19 protein-coding genes are annotated in these 20,758 nt (G+C 43.1%); 11 read left to right on the forward strand and 8 right to left on the reverse strand.

The window, feature by feature from the left end; translation table 11 throughout:
• Positions 1-221 precede the first annotated feature (221 nt).
• Positions 222-899: a TorF family putative porin gene (locus tag EVU92_RS02985; protein ID WP_130049946.1), complete on the forward strand. Its 678-nt coding sequence runs from the start codon at positions 222-224 to the stop codon at positions 897-899.
• Positions 900-962: 63 nt separating this feature from the next.
• Here the strand turns inward: EVU92_RS02985 and EVU92_RS02990 are convergent, their stop codons facing one another.
• The gene (locus tag EVU92_RS02990) at positions 963-1,859 is read right to left on the reverse strand and encodes an aldo/keto reductase (protein WP_205987917.1); all 897 of its coding nucleotides are present in this window, start codon (positions 1,857-1,859) and stop codon (positions 963-965) included.
• A 167-nt stretch (positions 1,860-2,026) separates the two neighbouring features.
• On the opposite strand from EVU92_RS02990, the gene EVU92_RS02995 reads away from it, so the two are divergent.
• The 4 genes from EVU92_RS02995 to EVU92_RS03010 are packed head-to-tail and all read left to right on the forward strand — an operon-like array spanning position 2,027 to position 5,890.
• Positions 2,027-2,737, forward strand: a complete 711-nt coding sequence (locus EVU92_RS02995) for a YIP1 family protein (RefSeq protein WP_130049947.1) — start codon at positions 2,027-2,029, stop codon at positions 2,735-2,737.
• A gap of 48 nt (positions 2,738-2,785) precedes the next feature.
• The gene (locus EVU92_RS03000; protein WP_130049948.1) at positions 2,786-3,952 is read left to right on the forward strand and encodes an efflux RND transporter periplasmic adaptor subunit; all 1,167 of its coding nucleotides are present in this window, start codon (positions 2,786-2,788) and stop codon (positions 3,950-3,952) included.
• Positions 3,952-4,659, forward strand: a complete 708-nt coding sequence (locus EVU92_RS03005) for an ABC transporter ATP-binding protein (protein ID WP_063702351.1) — start codon at positions 3,952-3,954, stop codon at positions 4,657-4,659. Before EVU92_RS03000 ends, EVU92_RS03005 begins: the two co-directional genes overlap by 1 nt.
• Positions 4,652-5,890 (forward strand): ABC transporter permease, encoded by a 1,239-nt coding sequence (locus EVU92_RS03010; protein ID WP_130049949.1) that lies wholly within the window; start codon positions 4,652-4,654, stop codon positions 5,888-5,890. Before EVU92_RS03005 ends, EVU92_RS03010 begins: the two co-directional genes overlap by 8 nt.
• Here the strand turns inward: EVU92_RS03010 and EVU92_RS03015 are convergent, their stop codons facing one another.
• Positions 5,891-6,214 (reverse strand): hypothetical protein, encoded by a 324-nt coding sequence (locus tag EVU92_RS03015; RefSeq protein ID WP_130049950.1) that lies wholly within the window; start codon positions 6,212-6,214, stop codon positions 5,891-5,893.
• Positions 6,211-6,525, reverse strand: a complete 315-nt coding sequence (locus EVU92_RS03020; protein WP_130049951.1) for a Bor family protein — start codon at positions 6,523-6,525, stop codon at positions 6,211-6,213. Before EVU92_RS03020 ends, EVU92_RS03015 begins: the two co-directional genes overlap by 4 nt.
• A gap of 174 nt (positions 6,526-6,699) precedes the next feature.
• On the opposite strand from EVU92_RS03020, the gene EVU92_RS03025 reads away from it, so the two are divergent.
• Genes EVU92_RS03025 through EVU92_RS03035 form a run of 3 tightly spaced genes read left to right on the forward strand, consistent with a single transcriptional unit; the run spans position 6,700 to position 8,631 of the window.
• Positions 6,700-7,554 carry an endonuclease/exonuclease/phosphatase family protein gene (locus tag EVU92_RS03025; protein ID WP_130049952.1) on the forward strand — a complete coding sequence of 285 codons (855 nt, stop codon included), beginning with the start codon at positions 6,700-6,702 and terminating at the stop codon, positions 7,552-7,554.
• A gap of 8 nt (positions 7,555-7,562) precedes the next feature.
• Positions 7,563-7,925 carry a DUF5329 domain-containing protein gene (locus tag EVU92_RS03030; RefSeq protein ID WP_130049953.1) on the forward strand — a complete coding sequence of 121 codons (363 nt, stop codon included), beginning with the start codon at positions 7,563-7,565 and terminating at the stop codon, positions 7,923-7,925.
• Positions 7,926-7,953: 28 nt separating this feature from the next.
• Positions 7,954-8,631 (forward strand): nitroreductase family protein, encoded by a 678-nt coding sequence (locus tag EVU92_RS03035; protein WP_130049954.1) that lies wholly within the window; start codon positions 7,954-7,956, stop codon positions 8,629-8,631.
• On the opposite strand, the gene EVU92_RS03040 is transcribed toward EVU92_RS03035, so the two are convergent.
• Genes EVU92_RS03040 through EVU92_RS03050 form a run of 3 tightly spaced genes read right to left on the reverse strand, consistent with a single transcriptional unit; the run spans position 8,624 to position 13,271 of the window.
• A complete protein-coding gene (locus EVU92_RS03040) occupies positions 8,624-9,685 on the reverse strand; it encodes an efflux RND transporter periplasmic adaptor subunit (protein WP_130049955.1) in 1,062 nt (353 codons plus the stop codon). The genes EVU92_RS03035 and EVU92_RS03040 overlap by 8 nt on opposite strands.
• Complete coding sequence (locus EVU92_RS03045) at positions 9,675-12,962, reverse strand: efflux RND transporter permease subunit (RefSeq protein WP_130049956.1); 3,288 nt, start codon at positions 12,960-12,962, stop codon at positions 9,675-9,677. The genes EVU92_RS03040 and EVU92_RS03045 overlap by 11 nt, the downstream gene beginning before the upstream one ends.
• 3 nt (positions 12,963-12,965) lie before the next feature.
• Positions 12,966-13,271: a metalloregulator ArsR/SmtB family transcription factor gene (locus tag EVU92_RS03050; RefSeq protein ID WP_130049957.1), complete on the reverse strand. Its 306-nt coding sequence runs from the start codon at positions 13,269-13,271 to the stop codon at positions 12,966-12,968.
• A gap of 132 nt (positions 13,272-13,403) precedes the next feature.
• On the opposite strand from EVU92_RS03050, the gene EVU92_RS03055 reads away from it, so the two are divergent.
• The 3 genes from EVU92_RS03055 to EVU92_RS03065 all read left to right on the forward strand — a co-directional run bounded on the left by EVU92_RS03055 (position 13,404) and on the right by EVU92_RS03065 (position 15,791).
• Positions 13,404-13,592 (forward strand): DUF2892 domain-containing protein, encoded by a 189-nt coding sequence (locus EVU92_RS03055; protein WP_054562832.1) that lies wholly within the window; start codon positions 13,404-13,406, stop codon positions 13,590-13,592.
• 1 nt (position 13,593) lies between these two features.
• On the forward strand, positions 13,594-13,938 hold the full coding sequence (locus EVU92_RS03060) for a rhodanese-like domain-containing protein (protein ID WP_130049958.1): 345 nt from the start codon (positions 13,594-13,596) through the stop codon (positions 13,936-13,938).
• 62 nt (positions 13,939-14,000) lie between these two features.
• Positions 14,001-15,791: an alkaline phosphatase D family protein gene (locus EVU92_RS03065; RefSeq protein WP_130049959.1), complete on the forward strand. Its 1,791-nt coding sequence runs from the start codon at positions 14,001-14,003 to the stop codon at positions 15,789-15,791.
• Here EVU92_RS03065 and EVU92_RS03070 read toward each other — a convergent pair.
• Together EVU92_RS03070 and pulA are read right to left on the reverse strand one after the other, a co-directional pair.
• Complete coding sequence (locus EVU92_RS03070) at positions 15,788-16,330, reverse strand: PH domain-containing protein (RefSeq protein WP_130052212.1); 543 nt, start codon at positions 16,328-16,330, stop codon at positions 15,788-15,790. The genes EVU92_RS03065 and EVU92_RS03070 overlap by 4 nt on opposite strands.
• A 97-nt stretch (positions 16,331-16,427) precedes the next feature.
• On the reverse strand, positions 16,428-20,744 hold the full coding sequence (gene pulA, locus EVU92_RS03075) for a pullulanase-type alpha-1,6-glucosidase (protein ID WP_130049960.1): 4,317 nt from the start codon (positions 20,742-20,744) through the stop codon (positions 16,428-16,430).
• Positions 20,745-20,758 lie beyond the last annotated feature (14 nt).

Below are 20,758 nucleotides of genomic sequence, written 5' to 3' on the forward strand. Positions count from 1 at the left end.
ACAAGTGCGCATGAACAATTCAAATATCCACTATTTTTTCAATTAAGCCATCTTAGAAGTCTGTTTTTAAAGCATTTAAGCATAAAATATCCTATTCAAAATGAACTTGGCACAACCAGTGCAATATCGTATCCAGACAACACATAATAAATGTCCTCGAATAATAACCAGACTGCAATCTGAAATGGGACAAAATCAACATAACAACAGGATACAGAAACATGCTAAAACTAAAAAAAACGGTCGCAGCAAGCGCTCTTGCGCTATTAACTTTGAGCTCGACATATAGTTATGCAGAAGTCACAGCAAACGCTGCGGCAACGTCAAATTACTTATGGCGTGGTCAAGAGCAAACTGGCGGTGATGCTGCAATCCAAGGTGGTATCGACTACGCAAGTGAATCTGGCTTTTATGCGGGTACTTGGGTATCGAATGCTAGCTGGGCTGACGACATGACTTACGAGCTAGACCTTTATGCTGGTTTTGGCGGTGAAATCAATGAAACCTTTAGCTACGATGTTGGCTACATTTATTATGCATACCCAGATGCAGCATCTTACACAGATGCAGATTTCTCAGAAATCTACGGTAGCATTAGCATGGGTAGCTTCACCTTTGGTGCAGCAGTACTAGCAACATCAGCAGCTAGCGGTGACGGTACAGACTTTGGTGATTCACTTTATTTAAATGCTGACTACAGCTTCCCAGTTGGCAGTACCGGTGCAGAAATGGCCCTTCATTTAGGTCATTACTCAGGGGATTTCATTGGTGATGATGACATCATCGACTACGGCGTTTCAGTGTCGAAAGACGGCTTTACTTTCGGTCTTTCAGACAATGACATCGATGGTTCAGATGTAAAAGTGTACGTCGCTTACGCGGTTGACTTCACTTTATAAAGAATGTGTTACTTGCTGCAACACGAAGGGCCGTAAGGCCCTTTTCTCGTTTAGGGCTATTCGTTAAGGCACACTATGACCAGTTGAGCCTTGCCAAATGCGATACCATTGTTCACGGCTCATAGAGAACTGCTTAGCTTCAACCGCTGATTTAACACGTTCAATGTTACCCGTACCAAGTACCACAGACGGTGCACTGGGGTGCATTAACAACCAAGCATAAACAACTTGATCAATGCCTGTGGCACCAATTTCAGCACCAACCTGCTCTAGCACTGCACGTAAACGTACCGCTTTTTCATCATCACTTGAGAATAAACGCCCCCCTGCCAATGGTGACCAAAGCATAGGTTTGATATCGAGCAATTGGCATTGATCTAAGCTGCCATCATCAAGGGCTTTCATTTCGTAAGGTGAAAACTCAATTTGATTAGTTACAAGCTCAAAGTCTAAACGCGACTGTAACAAGCTAAGTTGTGATGGCGTAAAGTTAGATACACCAAAGTCAATCACATCACCATTTGCTTTTAGGGTATTAAATGCTTGTGCCATTTCATCGGCATTCATCAAGTAATCAGGGCGATGAATAAGTAATACATCTAAACGATCAGTGTTGAAGTTTTTTAGTGACTGCTGTGCTGAGGCAATAATATGCGCGGCACTTGAATCATAGTGGTTTGCTTTGCCTTGTAATCCTAGGCTTGCAAACGCAGGCTTAATACCACATTTAGTGATGATTTTGATTTCATCACGAATACTTGGTTTTAGTTTAAGTGCTTTACCAAATTCAGCTTCACAACCGTATTCACCGTAGATGTCAGCATGATCGGTATGTGAAACTCCCATATCGATTGCATTTTCTAAAAAACTTAAGCATTGCTGGGGCGTTACCTGCCAATCTAACAAGCGCCAGAACCCTAATACCAACTCATCAATACAACGACCATTGCTATTCACCATAACGACCTACTTTTCCTAATAAGTTCGATTCAAATTAATCCTTTAACCATATCACAGATTTACTAATCACAGCTGTTAACATACAGTTACAAAACAAATTGCTAATTTGTTACTAAACAGGATATTTTAGTACCTAAAAACAAATGTTATAAAACAAGGAATAAAAAATGAAATCATCAAATGTAATGACCGCATTGGTTGATATTTTTATCAGCCCGAGTAAAGCCTTTAATGGTTTAAAAGAAGCAAAAGGTTGGTCTTTTGTTGCCTTTATTTTACTTGCCGGCATTCTCGCCGCCAGCATGTTTGCTTTTTATAATAAAGCTGACCCGCAATTTTTAATCGATCAACAAGTGGCAGCCGCCAGTGTTGATGCCACTATTGCTGAGCAAAAAATGATTCGCCAAAGCATGGAGCAAACCATAGATATGCAGGTTTGGTTTGCCATCTTTGGTGGCATCATTGGTTTGGCTGTTATTAATGCTCTGATGGCAGGCTACTACTTATTTGTATCTAAGCAAGACCCAGAAGCTAACTATGGTTATGGTGCTTGGTATGGCTTTGGTGTGTGGGCCATGATGCCTTTGGTTATTTATTACTTAGGCTTTTTAATCTTAGTGCTTACAGCAAGCACTAACCAAATTTCACAAACGCTAATGAACTACTCTTCGATTAACCAACTTTTAATTGGTTTAGAAATTGGTCACCCATTTTACACCTTATTGGAGAGCCTAAATATCTTTTCTATTTGGAGCATTTTCATCGCAGCTATCGGTTTGAAGAGCTGGACTAATTTCACTTTCAATAAGGCGCTACTGTTTGCTGCCCTGCCAAGTATTGTTATTTACGGTATTTGGACTGTAATCGCTCTCGTTTAATTCTGCTTTGAGCGGCGATATGCCGCTCTTAACTACCAAGGAAGTAACATGAAAAAAGCCATTATTATTGGCCTCGCTGTTACAGCATTTGTCGCTTTACTAGTATCAAAACAAGTCACAGGCAATAAAGATGCACCAGAAATGCATATTGCAGAAGTTGCACAAGGCAATATTGCCGATTCAATTTTAGCCTCTGGCAACCTAGTCTTTAACACCCAAGTGCAGCTGCGCTCTGAAGTGACTGGCCGCGTAGCGAAAGTGTTTGTCGAAGAAGGAGAAAGTGTCACTGAGGGCGATATTCTTATGCGTCTAGATACTACAGCGTTTGAATCTGAAGTTGCACGCAACAAAGCCGTGCTTCGCGCTACTGAAATTGATATTAAGCACAGCGAAACCCGACTGAAAAATATCGAGCGTCAACTAAGCCGCCAAAAAGAGCTTTATGAAGTTGGCCTCGCTGGCCAAGAAGTGTATGAAAACCTACAAAATGCCCGCGATTTAGCGAAAATAGATATTGAAGCAAAGCGTGAAGCTTACAACCAAGCCCAAGCGTCATTACTCATTGCTGAAGACCGTTTAAATAAAAGTGTATTTCGCGCACCAATGAGTGGGCTACTTGCATCGGTAAATATTAAAGAAGGTGAAACCGTAATTGCCGGAACAACCAACATTATTGGCTCAGATCTGATGCTAGTAGCAGATCCAAGCGCTATTTTAGCCGAACTTCGCGTGGACGAAACCGATATTGCTGGTATAAAACTAGACCAACATGCAGATATCTATGCTGCCGCTTACCCAAATCAACCTTTTACTGGCAAAGTCATAAACATTGGCACATCAGCAAAAAATCAAGCCGGTTCACAAGGCTTATCATTTAAAGTCAAAGTACTACTTGATGCCACTGACCGCCAGCTATATGCCGGAATGAGTTGCCGCGCAGAAATCGCCACGAGCATTGCCGAAAATGGCTTAAAACTGCCTATTGAAGCTATTCAAAAAGAGGATGATAGCTACTTTGTCTGGAAGCTTAATACAGATAACACCGTAACTAAAACAACTGTTACGGTGGGTATTTCTTCAGATATTGAACAAGCGCTAACCAGCGGTGTTGCAAAGGGGGATCGTATTGTTATCGGCCCTGCTAGACCACTTAGTTCACTTAAAGAAGGTGATACGGTAGCCGTTAAAAACAGCCCTGAAAAAGGTGCTAACTAATGTCTGCGGTGATCAAGCTCAGCAATATCAATAAACAATACAAAATGGGCGAACAAGTTTTCAAAGCCCTTGATGATATTAATATTGAAATTGCTCAAAATGAGTATGTTGCCATTATTGGCCCTTCCGGTTCAGGTAAATCAACCCTGATGAACTTGCTTGGCTGTTTAGATACTCCCACCAGTGGCGACTACTATTTAAAAGATAAGTTAGTAAAGCGCATGACCGAAACGGAGCTTGCTCATCAGCGTAATGAAAGTGTTGGCTTTATTTTTCAAAGTTTCAATTTATTACCACGAGCATCCGCTCTTGAAAATGTTATGCAGCCTTTGGTGTATCGATTTATTTCTGCCAAAGAGCGAAAGCAGCAAGCGCTCGAATCATTACAACGGGTTGGTCTTGGCGATAAGGTAAATCACCTTTCGAGCCAGCTTTCTGGTGGCCAACGTCAACGTGTCGCTATTGCTCGCGCACTTGTTACTAAACCCCACATTCTACTTGGTGATGAGCCTACCGGTAACCTAGATAGTAAAACCACCACTGAGATCATGGCGCTGTTTGATGAGCTTCATAACGAAGGGCACACCATTATTTTGGTTACTCACGAACAAGATATTGCTGATCACTGCCAACGTGTTATTCGTTTAGTTGATGGCAAGGTTGTCAGTGATACCCGTAAAGGCGAAGGAGCAAGACAACATGTTTAAATCTGCTATCGCTGTTATGGAAGGCACTAAAGCCGCACTCATGGCAATTAAAGCAAACGCGATGCGTAGTGCCCTTACCTGCTTAGGTATTATCATTGGTGTTGCAGCGGTTGTGACCGTAGTGGCAGTAATGCAAGGATTTACCAAGCAAATTAATGATCAGCTGGCTGATATGTCTCCTGATGTGACCAATATAAAACCTTACACTAGCGTAGAAAAAGAAATGGTAGGCCAACAAGCAAAGCTAACCTACAGCGACTTTTTAACCCTAAAAGCACGCGTTAAAGAAGCCGAAACCTTTACTGCGCTGATGTTTACTTGGCGCTTTTCTGGTGCAGCAGAGTACGGCAATAAAAGTCATGCTTCACGCGTGATGGGTACCGAGCAAGACTACCAAAAAGCTTACCGCACCTACCCAGAACTCGGCCGATTTATTCGCGCAGAAGATGATGAAAAACGCCGTCGAGTGGCGTTTATCGGCCCTTCAATTATCGAAAAGCTCAACTTGCCTGAAAACCCTGTAGGTGAATATATCAAACTCGGTGGTGAGTGGTTTCGCATTATTGGTGTTGCTGAAAAACAAGGTAGCTTATTAGGTTTTGACCAAGACGATTACATTAATATTCCAATAAGTACCATGAGTGCGCTAGAAGGCGGCAGTGTTGATACTAATGTGCAAATGATGTTTCGTTTAAAAGACGATGCTAACGAAACGCAAGTACTGGGTAAAATTCGCCGCATCTTGCGTCAATTACATAAACTAAAAGACGGCGAAGATGACGACTTTGAGTTTGAAACCGCCGAAAAAGCCCGTGCTAATATCGATAAATTTACCGGAAGTGCAACCGCAATTACCGCGGGGATAGTCGGTATCAGTCTGGTGGTTGGGGGTATCGGTGTGATGAATATCATGCTGGTTTCGGTAACAGAACGCACTCGTGTGATCGGCACTTTAAAAGCATTAGGGGCAACACCTGGCTTTATTATGCTGCAATTTTTAGTTGAAGCGGTGGTGCTATCGCTTTTTGGTGGCTTAATTGGTTTAGCGATAGGGTATGGTGCCGCGGCACTGATTTCGTTATCAGTGCCGAGCATGCCAGATGCATACATACCGGGTTGGGCGATTATGCTGTCATTTGGCTTTACGTCATTGATTGGTATTGTGTTTGGCTTAGCGCCCGCTATTAAAGCGGCACGCTTAAACCCAATTGATGCACTGCGTTATGAATAACTAGTCTGGCTTATAAGGTACTTGAGCACAGCTTATTTCAACTGTTTTCGGGTACCAAATAGGCCCAACTTGGTTTACTGCAATTTCAGCAAGACCATTGGTGAACGACTTATAAGTGTGAACGGTTTGCCACTCTGAATCTGGGCATTGTTCAGATAAGTCGACAGGCTTTGAACCTTCGTAAAGCGCCGCGGCAAAGTTATGATGCCACTGCTCTGTTGCAGGCGCTTTATTGCCTTGCGCTGCACTGCCATTATCGAAGTAGATATTTGTGCAACCACTTAAGGTTGCAACTAACACCGCTGTTATTAGTAAGCTTTTCATAGTTGTTGCTCCTGTGCTTGTTGCTCACACCATACTTTTACTGTGTGAGGAGCATAAATTCCGAGTGTAACTAGTCCTAATGCGCCATCAGCGAATGTTTGTTGTGATTGCATTTGGGCAACTTTTTTATCTTGGCAAATAGCCTTTACATCAACGCGCTCTTCACCAACAAGCCCCCACAGAAAGAATGGGCGGCTATCTTGGTAATCAGCTTTAGTGGCTAATTTATTGGTTATTTTTTCTGGCACTATGGTGACTGATGAACAAGCTGTCACCGATAAGGCGAGCAGCATACAGGCCATTTGTTTCATGAGTAGTTCCTTTGTCTTAGTTGTTAAGCTAAGTAAGTATAAGAACATGAGTACTCATTTTGGGTAAGAAAGCGTATAGAAATTGTAGGAAATACTACAGTTTCTAACATTTAGCCTTTGAACTAAACTGGGCTAACAACGACTAACTCTCAAGGAAAGTAACTAAAGGTCATTATGACGGCATATCTGCGTATATTTTTATTACTTGTGTGTTTGAGCGCGCTGTCTTGGTATAGCTTTTCGAGCGATCCTAGCTCTGATGAGCAGCAAGGTATAACCAAAACTGCCGTGAACCTTGCTAATTGCCAACAGCAGTTAGCACAAAGTCGCATGCAAACTTACGCAGCGCATTACATTTTGCCCTATCAGTTCAAGTTATTGAGTTGGAATATCTACAAAGCACAAATAGATGGCTTACTCACAGATTTACAAAACCTAAATGACGATGCTGATATTGTGTTACTTCAAGAAGCTATCGAAGAACCAGCTCTTACAAAGCTCAAACCATATTGGCGTTTTGCTAAAGGCTATAAGAGTGGCAGTGTGCAATCTGGAGTTATGACACTCAGCCGTTGGCCCGCCACTGTGCATTGCACACTCACTCACAAAGAGCCTTGGCTACGTAGCCCAAAAGCCACCAATATTGTGGAGTATGCGCTGCCAGATCAACAGTTATTACTCAGTATTAACCTGCATGCCATTAACTTTACGGTTGGTGTAAATGACTTTAAACAACAGCTAGACGATGCCGCCGCCATTATGCGAACGCATAAAGGACCTATCGTATTTGCCGGTGATCTCAATACCTGGAGTGATGAGCGCCAAGCCTTATTGCAGCAAACGTTGACCCAACTAGGCCTACACGAGGCTATCTATTTAGATGATAAACGCACCAAAACATTTGGATTAGCACTTGACCAAATATGGGTGCGAGGTGTCAAAATAGAAACAACTATAGTGCCTGAGCTTGCAAGCTCAGATCATAATCCAATAATTGCAACCTTAACCATAGAGCAAAAAGAACAGTGAAAATAACAATGAAAAGATATTGGTTTATCGCATTAATGTTCTTGAGCATTAGTCAATTCTGTATTGCAGCCACTCCAGAGCAAGAAATTAATCACTTAATTGATTTTGTCGCTAAAAGCGATGCCGTATTTATACGCAATGACACAGAACACTCAAGCCAAGATGCTGCCGAGCACCTCGCTATGAAATATCGAAAAGCGACCCGCTATGCAAATACCGCCGACAAGTTTATCGAAAACCTAGCGAGCAAAAGCTCTTGGAGCGGTAAGCCCTATAAAGTAAGACTCAGCAATGGATCGTTACTCAATGCAAAAGATTGGTTGAGCAATGAATTAGAAGAGTACCGTCGAAACCAACATATTCATAATTAAATCATCAACACACAAGAAGCGAAAAGCCATGCAAGAACACAATAATCAACCACTCAATGACTTTATTGAATACCCTCATGACGAAATGCTTAAACGCGCCGAAGAGTTTTTAGCCGTTAGTCAGCGTCGCCATAGTATTCGCAGCTTTAGCGACCGCCCTGTGCCAAAAGAAATAATCGAAACTTGTATTAAAGCGGCAGGCACTGCACCAAGTGGTGCCAATCATCAACCTTGGCACTTTGTGGCAATACACAGTAGCGATGTGAAAAAACAAATTCGTGAAGCAGCCGAAAAGCTAGAGCGCTCATTTTATGAAGGCCGAGCTGGTGAAGAATGGTTAGATGCTTTAAAACCACTTGGCACAGATGCCAGTAAGCCCTACCTTGAGCATGCACCTTGGCTAATTGCCGTGTTTAGTCAAAAGAAAGGCGGTATTTCTGCCGATGACAAAAATACCAATTACTATGTTCATGAATCTGTTGGCCTAGCAACCGGCTTTTTAATTCAAGCACTACACAGAGCAGGCCTTGCTACCCTCACGCATACACCAAAGCCAATGAGCTTTTTAACCGAAATTTGTGGCCGCGATAAAGATAATGAGCGCCCTTACATGCTGCTCATTGCAGGCTACCCAGGCACAGATGCAACTATCCCTGAGCATGCCTTAGTGAAAAAGTCGCTGGACGAAATAGCAACCTTTATTTAGTTTTAAAATCAATAGCTAGCACATCACCTGGGTTTAAACCTGAAACGATGTGCTGCTGCCCATCAACCACTTCGCCAAGGCGTACAAAACGACGCACTATCTGATTATTTTCAAGTAAGTAAACCATACTCAATTGGCCATACTGGTGCACCCAACTTGAGTCAATCAACACCCCTTTTTCAGTGGCGAGCGGTAATTGTAACTGCGCATAAAGCCCAGGCATTAACCCAGTTTGCACATCTGTTTCTAAACGGATTTCCATACTGCGCGCAGCACTATCAGCAACGGGCACTATTTCTGTCACAGTGGCAGGCATTGACGTTGATAAAGCGGGTAATTTGACTGTCAGAGCTTGGCCAACATTCAATTTAATTGCTTGTTGTTCTCTGACATTAAACGCTAATTGCAATTGCTGTGGGTTATACAGTGCGAGTAATGGCGTACCAGGGGTTGCGGTATCGCCAGGTTCTGCAAAACGCTCAACCACAACACCTGAAATCGGCGCTTTAATTTGCGTAAAACTCAACGCGACTTGTGCTTGTGTTTGCTGTTGTTTAGCAATCGCTAGGTTCGCAGTTAAATTATCGAATCTTGCTTTAGCATCGTCGTATTCACTAACAGATACCAAGCCTTGTTTGTACAAATCGTTGATACGTTTAAGCTGTTTCTCTGCTTGAGTCAGCGATGCATTAATTGCGTTTATTTGTGCTTCGCTTTGTGCAAGCCCAGCTTTAAAGTCATCTTGCTGCAAGGTGATCAATACATCACCTTGTTTTACAGTATCGCCAGCGCGTACATTTAAACGCTCAACTTGTGCCATAACTCGCGATGAGATTTGCGTATTTTGTTTTGCAATTACGGTTCCTGGCACAACTTCATCACGAGCGATATCTGCCAGTGTAACTGTCACTAACTGACCATTGTAATCGTTTGCCGATGGGTTTTTCATGCCTGCGGCTTGCTTATCAGAAAAACTGCCCGCCATGTAAAGTACCGCCACAATGATCACAAATAACGCGATAATTGAACCAATAAGTTTTGATTTACCCTGCATGAGCTTTTTCCTCTTTGGCTGCATCCTTTGCAAACACTAAATAATAAACCAGGGGCACAACAAATAATGAGAACAATGTTGATGCCACAATACCAAAAATAATTGCAATCGCTAGACCGCTAAATACCGGGTCTAGGGTGATCACTAAGTTACCTAATAAGGTAGTTCCTGCAGTCAGTAACACTGGACGCATACGCACTGTACCTGCGGCAATTAAAGCTTGTTTAATTGCCATACCTTGGCTACGAGCTTGATTTATAAATTCAACCAAAATAAGTGAGTTACGGACCACAATACCGGCAAGTGCGATCATGCCTATCATGGCTGTTGCAGTGAATAACACCGGCTCTGGAGCACCAGCAATGGTGCGCTCTCCAAATTGATTTAATAACCAAAAGCCCGGCATGATACCTATCACGGTTAATGGAATAGCCGACATGATGATCAGTGACAAACTGGCAGAATTTGTTTGAATTCGTAAGATGATGAAAATTGCAGTTAGCGCAAACGCAAAGGCAATACCCATATCTCTAAATACATCAATGGTAATTCGCCATTCACCTTCTCCACTAAAGGTTACGTCAGTGCCAGCAGGTAATTGCCAAGATTGGCTACCACCATTATTGAAAAAGTGCCTACTTTGCCAATCAGTTTGGCTAAATTCGTCAGCGCTGATACCTAAGTCGGCATTGACGTCAGCAATAATCTCTGCGGGTGTACGACCGTTTAGCTCAGCCATTACATACACAACATTACGCTGATCTTTACGCATAATTGGTTTAGCAACATCTTGATACTGAAACTCGCCTAATTCAGATAATGCCACCAGCGGACGCGGTGCACTTTGCAGCCCAAATTCATCACTGGTTTTTGCGAGTTCTCTGTCACCGCGAACCTGCAATGCGAGCAATTGAGCAAATTGATTTCGGTCTTGATACGGCAGTTGCAGTTTAATATCAACAGGGTCTGTTTCGCCGCTAACATATAACACCCCAACATTTTGCCCATGCGAGGCAATGGCTAAGGTCTGGGCAATATCTTGCGTAGAGACCGCCGACAATGACGCTTTACTTTTATCGGTAACAAAACGTTGTAAGGGTGCATTGGCAGCAACACTGGTATCAACCTCAACCACATGCGGCTCTTGCTTTAACCTTGCCGCAACTGCAAGAGCTGCTTGATAGTGAGTGTCTGTATCAACAAATGGCTCACTGTAAACTTCAGCCACTAAGGTACTTAAAACAGGCGGGCCTGGTGGTACTTCAACCACTTTAATAACAATGCCATCGGTTGCCAGTGGTGCTAATGCTGCACGCAAGCGCATGACCACAGCATGAGATTGATGATCACGCTCAGTTTTATCAAGCAGTAATACTCTTAGCTCAGCAAGATTGGCGGCTTCGCGTCGATAATAACCACGTACCATACCATTAAAGTCCATACTAGATGGCTGGCCAACGTAGGCTGCCACCTCGCTTACCTCATTTAATTTCCAAGTGACAGTTTGTACTTTTCGCGTGAAAGCTGCGGTTTGCTCAAGGCTCGTGCCCTCTGGCATATCGATTAAAACTTGCAACTCGTTTTTATTATCGAACGGTAGCAACTTTAAAGGCACGACACGCATGACGGGTAGCATGGCACTGGCGACAAACAGGCCTAATGTGGTCCATAGAACGAGTTTTGCACGGCCTTTAGACTCAAGTAATGGCGATAAGATGCGCTCATACAAACTATGCGGATTGGCTTCTAGTTGCATACTGTCATCAACGGGCGCTTTCAGCAGTTTCATGGCCAACCAAGGCGTTACAAAAAATGCCACAATGGTAGAAACCATCACACTGACTGGCACATTAAATGCCATAGGTGCCATATAAGGGCCCATCATGCCAGTAATAAACGCAAGCGGGATAAATGCCACCATAATAGTCAATGTTGACATAAACAACGCCACGCGTATTTCGCTCATAGCATCAACTATGCGTTGTTTTTTATCACCTTTTTGCGTTAAAAAACGACTTATGTTATCTATGCCTGTGATGGGATCATCAACCAATAAACCTAGAGAAAGTATTAATGCAAACAGCGTGACTCGGTTAATCGTATAACCAAAGGCAAAATCAAGTGTCAGGGTTATGCCGTAACAAATAGGCACAGCTAAACCAACCACAATTGCTGGTCGCCAGCCTAAAAATACGCCAACAAAAATAACCACGGTAAACACCGCAAATACTAAACTCGAGGTAAGATTATTTACTTTTTCGTTCGCTGTTTGGCCATAGTCTCGCAGTACGGTGTAGCCCACTTCATCTGGCAGCAAATTAGCCGATAAGCTGTCCATCATGCTGTGTACTTCATTGGCTACAGCTACCGCATTAGTGCCTGCTTGCTTAGCGACACTAATGGTAACTAAAGGAAGTTGTTGCTGGTTATCTGATTGAGCCAACCATTGATAGCTTTGTGCTTCGCTTGGACCATCACTCACCTCGGCCACATCACTTAGGTAAACACTCTTACCGTTAACCACGTTGACAACAAGGCGTTCTATCGCAGATTGAGAACGTAAAACATCACCCACTTGTAAGGCAATTTGCTGCTTACCTTCAACAACACTGCCCACATTAACTAATTGGTTAGATACGCTAAGCGCATAATACACATCGGTTAGGGTTGTTTGATGTGCAGCAAGCGCGCTTGCATCAAGGTTAATCGTTAATTGACGAGTTCTACCAGCAATCACTTTCACTTCGCTGGTGTTTTCGATGCGCTGTAAACTGTTAGCGATTTCGTTGGCAAAGCGGGTTAGTTGGTAATCATCGTAAAGTTTTGGATCTTTACTAAATAAGCCCAGCATCACAATGGGTACATCGTTCACTTCAACCGGGCGTATTTGCCATGAACTGATCACTGACGCCATCGTGTGTTGATAGCTATAGAGTTTAGCGTAAGTGTCGAGGATGGCTTGCTCACGGTCGTGACCAACTTCAAAGCGAAGAGTAACAACAGCAGCATTACTTTGTGTAGTCGAGTAAATATGCTCAACGCCCGTTAACTGCGCCAATAACTTCTCCAATGGTTCAGTTACCAGCCTGGCTACTTCTGGCGCTTCAACGTTTGGCGCTGCCACATATATATCAAGCATAGGAACCACAATTTGCGGCTCTTCTTCACGAGGGGTTTGCTTTAATGCCATTAAGCCAAGCAGCACCGACATAATAAAAATAATGACGGGGAGGCGACCGCTCAAGCTGTTTTTTACTGCATTATCGATAGCATTCATTGCTTAATTACCTTTGCAAAATAAGCCATGTAGGGTCGCTAAGATCGATACCACGTTTTTATCAACCACGCGATAATAGATAGTTTGGCTTTCACGTCGAGTCGAGACTATCTGCGCTTTTCTCAGCGCCGCTAAGTGTTGCGATAATGCTGACTGTGCCAACGGCACAGCTTCGTTTAATTCGCTCACGCTCATTTCACCATCTTGCAGCGAACATAAGATCATCAAGCGATTTTTATTCGCCAATATCTTTAGCATTTGCTCTGCTTGTTCCACATTGTCGGCCATAGCCGCAAAATCGATGTTCATAATCACACTACTCTATATTCTTAAATACCGCTAAAGTATAGATTGATATATTAGAAAAGTCTAATATTAGAATTTACTAATGTAGGTTTTTCTAATATATTAAATGCATCACTCTGTTATTGAGGTCTTATTATGAAACTAAATGACGCGCTTCGCCTAATTGCTGGTGTAATGATCTGTATTTCATTGTTGCTACAACAGTTTCACAGTCCGTTGTGGATTTGGTTTACGGTATTTATTGCTCTAAACTTAATTCAATCGGCATTCACTAAGTGGTGCCCAATGATCACTATTTTACGCAAACTTGGCATGGAGGATTAGTATGCTGACACCAATTCCTGACTTAATGAAAATTATTGCCCCAAACCAGCGCCGCATTAACGCTGACCAAGCAAAACAAGAATTAAGCGAAAATCACGGTTTATTAATAGACGTACGTGAGCCGGCTGAACACGCCACAAAAGCAGCGACAGGTGCTATTAATATCCCGCGCGGTGTACTTGAAATGAAATTAATGGAAATTGAAAAAGATCCTGCAAGGCCAATTTACTTACACTGTGCAAGTAGTGCCCGTGCCACACTTAGTGCCGAAGCACTTACTCGTGTTGGCTACGAAAATGTCACTGTAATCACCTGTAATGCAGAACAAATTTGCCAAGTGTTTTAGCTTCATAGAATAGTAACACTGGTCGGATAAGCTCGTACTTTTCTATTTGTAGGTACAGAGCAATGACTTTTACACGCAGACGCTTTTTAAAAGCATCGGCGGCTGGTTTTGGAGCCGCCGTTTTATCTTTCGGTTTAACTGGCTGTAGTCTTAATGACGATGATGAGGAAACCACAAAGCAGACCCCTGTCAGCTTTGATCACGGTGTTGCTAGTGGCGACCCGCTAGCTGATAGCCTCATCATTTGGACTCGCATAACCCCACTTGAAAACGTAAAGAGTGTTAACGTAGTTTGGCAAGCCTCAACGGATGCTAACTTCACAACTATAAGCCATGATGGCGAAACTCAAGTAAGTGATGCAACTGACTTCACCTTAAAAGTTGATCTGCAAGGTCTCGATGCCAACACCACCTATTACTACCGCTTCATAAGTAATGGTAAAACCTCACCTACTGGAGCAGGTAAAACGCTTCCAACCGACAACATAGAACAAGTAAAATTTGCCGTTGTCTCTTGTGCTAACTATCCTGCTGGCTACTTCCATGTGTATGGTGAAATCGCAAAACAAACCGATTTAGATGCAGTACTGCACTTAGGTGACTACATCTATGAATATGGTAATACAGGTTATGCCACTGAAGATGCCGCCGAGCTTGGCCGTTTATTACCTGATGACAATAGCGATGAAATCATTTCTTTAGCTGATTACCGCAAACGTTACGGCCATTATCGTAAAGACGAGAACCTACAAGCTGCCCATAGTCATTGTGCATTTATTACTGTTTGGGACGACCACGAAATAGCAAATGATACATGGCACAGTGGCGCAGAAAATCACAACGACGGCGAAGGTGAATTTAGCGAGCGAAAAATGCATGCGCTACAAGCTTATTTCGAATGGATGCCAATACGCAATGTCACCGATAAAGAACGTATTTATCGACGCTTTGAGTTTGGCAATTTAGTGTCATTACACATGCTCGATACCCGTGTTTTAGCTCGCGATGAACAAATTAACTATGCTGATTTCGATTTGGCTACTAGCCAAGGGCAAACTGACTTTGTTGCAGCAATCAGCTCACCTACTCGTGCTTTATTAGGTAACGAGCAACTCACTTGGCTTACCGATGGTTTAACGACAGCAACAACACAATGGCAAGTACTTGGACAACAAGTGCTGATGACTAAAATGCATTTGCCATTTGAGATTCTGCAATTACTAATGAATATTCAAGTAATTCAAGCTAGCGGTGCTGATCCATCGGCATTACTTGCTCAAGCAAACACGTTATTTAGTGAGCTTGCGCAAATTAAAGGACGCATTTTAGCTGGAGATCAAAGTGTTACAGCACAAGAGCGAGCACGCGTAGAAACGACAGCGCCCTATAATCTTGATGCATGGGATGGCTATGCTTATGAACGTGAGGTAATACTTGGGACAGCAATTGCAGCGCAAAAGAACCTTGTCGTTTTAGCGGGTGATACACATAACAGCTGGGCAGGACAATTAGTCACTGATGCCAGCAATCCTGTTTCTGCTAAAGCCGCTGCCGGTGTTGAGTTTGCGACATCTTCGGTTTCTTCACCAGGACTTGAGAACTACTTAGCGTTAAATACACAATCGAGCGAAGCTGTCGCACAAATTGAGCAAGTCATTGCATTGCTGGTTAACGACTTAGCTTATAACAACTTAGTTGAACGCGGCTACTTAACCGTCACCTTTACTCAGCAACAAGCAGTTGCCCAGTGGCATTATGTAAGTAGCGTTAAAACAGCCGATTACACACTGCTTAACGAGCGTCAAAAAACACTCAGCGTACAAGCTGGTAGCCCTACTTTACAAATGGCCTAACGCTTTTCATCTAATAGCGTAACTAACATTTGCTCAATGTTTTTTACGCTATAAGTAAGTGAACGTAGCAGTTCTAACTGACTGTCTTCAGGTTGATGCTCTGGTTTAGCGCTGCTAGTTTGAGTCATCTCATCTTTTTGTTTCAAGATTGCTTCGCGAAACTTCTCAGCATCAATCACTCCGAGTAATGATACCAATGCACCTTGCCCCGACTGACCTGCCGTTTCAAAGCTCAGTCGATAGAGACCAAATTGACGCATTAAGGGACCTTGACTTAGTGCTACATCGGTTATTTTTTCAAGTGGGATCGACTTTTCTTCTTTAAAAAAGACACCACGCTTCACCACTAATTTACGAGTTAACAAAGTAGCTGACATCGCCGCTAAAATACGCCCTGCCACCAGCCAGATTATTAACGCAACAATGGGAATGAAAGGGATACCTACCATACTAATCATACAGGTAAAAATACCCAGTAATAACCAATACCGTTTTACTTTGGGATCAAAACTGGCACTCAATAAACTGGTTTCTGTCATCATAGACTCCTTGATAAGAGTTATGACAATATACAAACTTTTCATTAAATACAAAAAAAGCCGAGCTAAGCCCGGCTTAAAGGTACTGCAGGGAAAGCTATTCCACTGCTTCAACCGTCACTGTTAGTTTACTCAGATCGGGGCCTTGCACGGTAAAACGGTAATCACCCGCTGTCGGGATATTCAAGGCGATATTAGCACCAACGGCTTCTAGTAAGGCCGCTTCACCAATCACAGCAACAGGTGCATCACCACTGCCGCCATAATCTACTGTACTCCAATCTTCAGAAGCAACTTTGAACTCATAGTCACCAGCTTCTAATGTCATGGTTGTACTATACATCGCATCACCTGCATAAATTAGAGGGTTATCCGTTCCCCAGCCATTGACGCTGCCGCGTAAGTATACTTGAGTTTCCCCAAACATTTCTGCGTTGAACACGGCCATAAGAGGCTCTTCGAGATTACTGGCGTCAAATACAAACTGATATTGACCATCGGTTGTAATATCAATTGTCATGTTTGCACCTTTTACTGCAAGCTGTTTTTCTGTGCCTAAAGTCACAGCCGCACTACTCTCACCTGAGCCATAATCCACCGTGCTCCAATCCTCAGAGGCCACTTTGAATTCATAGCTACCTGCAGATAATTGTTTAGTGAAGGTGTAAATACCTTTACCTTGATACATCAACTCGTCACTGGTACCCCAATCGTTTAAGCTACCGCGTACATAAATCGGTGTGCTAACAAATGGCTCTTCGTTATATACCTTAAGTATTGGGTTATCGGTGTCTGTGGCATCGAATGAGAATACATAAATAGCATCCATTGCCGCCGTAAAGGTCATATTGGCACCACTGCGTGTCAATGGCTCATCTTCGCCTTCGATCACTTCAGCATCATCTGCAGAAAGCGCACCAAAATCAACGGTAGACCAATCTTCAGAAGCGACTTTAAACTCATAGCTACCCGCTGTTAAAGGAATCGCAATTTTGTACTCGCCATTACCCACATATTCAAAGCTATTTGCCGTGCCCCAGTCGTTTAATGAGCCACGAACATAAACCGTTGTGCTACCAAATGGCACGATATCTGGCGCACCTACAGTAGCATCCGCACTTAGGCCTTCGCCTTGTGCATCACCTTGTGGTTTCACAAACACTGCAACAGTATATGGCGGAACATTAAAGGTACCTTCACCCTCACCAGCTATAAAGCTTGCCGCTGACATACTTGAGTCAACACTGGCTTTTAAAACAGGGTGAAGCTCAAAACCCGCAGCAGTTGATACCGTATGCGATAAGCTTTGCTCCGTACCGTTCATAACCACTACAATGGCATCGTATTGGCTATCTAGGTCAGTCAACCCAACGCCATCATCGATACTCATCACAACTAAACCTTGCTGTTGACGCTTACCAATATTGTGAAAGCCAACACGGTCTAAAATGTCTTGCTCTGTGGTTAAACTAAAGAGTGGGCTGGCACTACGAATTGCCAAGAATTCAGTAAATACATTACTTGCGTACTCAATGTCACTTGCCATCGCTTGTGCGTTAGGATTTGCTGAAATAGGCGCAATTTCGCCCCACTTCGCTTGGTTATCTTGCGCAGGCGGTAGGCCTACATTCCAGTTATTGGTATCCATACTAAAATCAACAAAGTTGAACCAATCACCAGAATCATAGCTGTTACGATCCATTGATTTAGAGCGCAACATATCCGCACCCATTTGCATAAATGGAATACCTTGGCTCATCAGTGGCATAGCTAGAGCCATATTGTGAACACGTACACGCTCTTCAATACTTAAGTTAGTGCCGTGCTTGTATTGCAGCTGATCCCATAGTGTTTCGTTATCATGCTTAGAGACATAGTTAATGCTGTCAGCCGGGTCAAGGGCGTAAGCCGCTGGCTGACCACTCCAGCTAAAGCTGCTGCCTTTTGCTGAATTACCTTTAAAGTCTTTAAGAATGTAGTTTTGTAAGTTACCTGCCAGTGATAAACGCAACGTATCTTGCTCAGATAAGTTGCCATCTGTGGCATTATTGCTAAAGAACGCACCACCGCGAATTGCTTCACGGATACGGTCATTAAAGGTACCTACCTCAGTGCCAGCCATATCCAATTGTTTCGCTTGCACAAATAAACGGTTATCTGCCACTTCACCAAAGTTCCACCCTTCACCGTAGAAATAGGTATCAGGGTCAACTGCTTGCACTGCACTAAGTGCGGTCATAATTGATGCTTTTGGCATATGCCCCATCACGTCAAAGCGGAAGCTATCGTAACCAAAATCACGAGCTAGAATCACCATAGAGTCAGCAACAAACTTATCCATCATGACATGTTCTGTTGCAGTATTTTCACAACACGTTGAGCGCTCAATATCACCCGATGTTTCGTTATATCTATGGTAATAACCTGGTACCAGTTTATCGAAGACTGATTTGTCCCAGACACCTGATGATGTAGTGTGGTTGTAAACAACATCAAGCACAACACGCAAACCAATTTCTTGTAAAGACTGGATCATCGCACGCGTCTCTTTAACTCGCGCTATACCTTCTGGCGATGAAGCGTAAGAACCTTCTGGAGCAATAAAGTGGTGCGGATCATAACCCCAGTTAAAGCTATCAACACCACGCATTGCATTGGCAAGCGCTTGTGCATCATCAGAGCCAGGTAGGTATGACGCCATAAGGTCAATAATTAATGCGTTTTTGTCTTCGGTTTTACATGCATCTGCATTGTCGTCAATGCGGCTACATAAATCACCTAAGGTTGCGGTAATATCAACACGCTGACTGGCATCTTCATCAATGGTGCCAATATCTGTTAGTGGCAGTAAATGAAAATGTGTTAAACCATTATCTGCTAGCTTTTTAAGATGTTGCATTGGTGCGCTATCAAGCTCAGTAAATGCTAGATACTTGCCCCGGTTTGCTTCGCTGACCGTTTCATCACGCACACTAAAATCACGCACATGACCTTCGTAAATGACCGCTTGCTCAGGGTAATCAACCGTTGGCACCATACGCTCATCCCAACCGGTCGGTTTAGTATCCTCATCATCAAGGTTAACCAGTTGGCTGTATAAACCATTGGTTGAAACGTTCAATGAATAGGGATCTGTGCTCCATAAGCTTTCAATTTTCTTAGTCGTAGGATGATAAACATCAAACATAAAGCGGTAGTAATGACGATCGTGACTGATATCGAGATTGCTTGACCAAATACCCGTTGCGCTATCAAAGGTCATAGCAAGTTGTTCAAGCTCTGTTTTATCAGCATCATAAAGCGCTAATTTCATATTGCTGGCAGTCGGCGCCCATACCGACACATCAATGCCATTATTGGTGTAATGCACACCTAGTTGTGCTTCATTAGCGTCACTTTCGCCACTGGTATATAAATCATCTAGGGCTTTAGCTGTTTGCACATAGGTTGCTTCAATTAGCTTGCCATCAGCATCATAGCCTGCCACAACCAACTGTTGTTTAATAAGCTCTTTTGCTGCAGTTGCATCCCAGCTACCTTGGTATGCATTCCATCCAGCAAGGTGTGGCACTTTAGCGATTTGTTCATCGCTCAAAGATGTCGATGTAAGCTCAACCACTTGACCATTTAACTCACCAGTATCTTCATCGACAGCTAAATCTGCATTGTTTGATGAGTGTAATTTAATGATGCTTGTCAGCTCATTACTTGGCTGGTAAATCACAGTAGATAAATCAATCCAATGCGCTGATGCACCAGAAATACTCACCGGGCGCTCACCTAAGCTAACAATTGGGTATTCAAATACTGATGGTTCACCATGAATAGTAAAGTTCATTCGTTGGAACTTTTCATCGTCCTGCATCAATGGCATTTTTAAATCGACATCACCAAACGCTTTGCCAGATCCTTCGGTACCAATATGCACGATGAAGTTAGCACACTCGTTATAACCTTCTTTTAGTTTTACAATCCAGTACGCACCATAGTTAGGATCAATACCATCGTATTCATGCCCATTGGCCCAATCAGTGGCATCAAACGGCGCTGCGTACGCATCACAGTCATCATTATTCCATGAGTGAAGACGGTAACCTTCATAGGCATCATCACTGGTGCGGTTATAAAATAAGATGGCTTCGTCATCTGCGGGGAAAACCACAGGGTCAGGAAGAGTTGGATCAGCACCAACTACACAGCTCTCATTATTCTCATCTGGTACCGTTGGTGCCGGACAACTAATCGGCGGTGGATCAACACACTCAGTACCCGCTTCATTGGGGACTTGCGGTACGCTACAGGTCAATAAAACTTGCCCTGAATCTATATCGTTACTTGCGCCACCACCACATGCAGCTAGCAATACCATGCTGCATGCAATCAGTAAGCGGCTAAAATTAGCTATTATTTTCATGTTTTTATCTCCAG

The sequence above is a fragment of the Pseudoalteromonas sp. MEBiC 03485 genome, assembly GCF_004195145.1.
Lineage (GTDB): Bacteria > Pseudomonadota > Gammaproteobacteria > Enterobacterales > Alteromonadaceae > Pseudoalteromonas > Pseudoalteromonas apostichopi.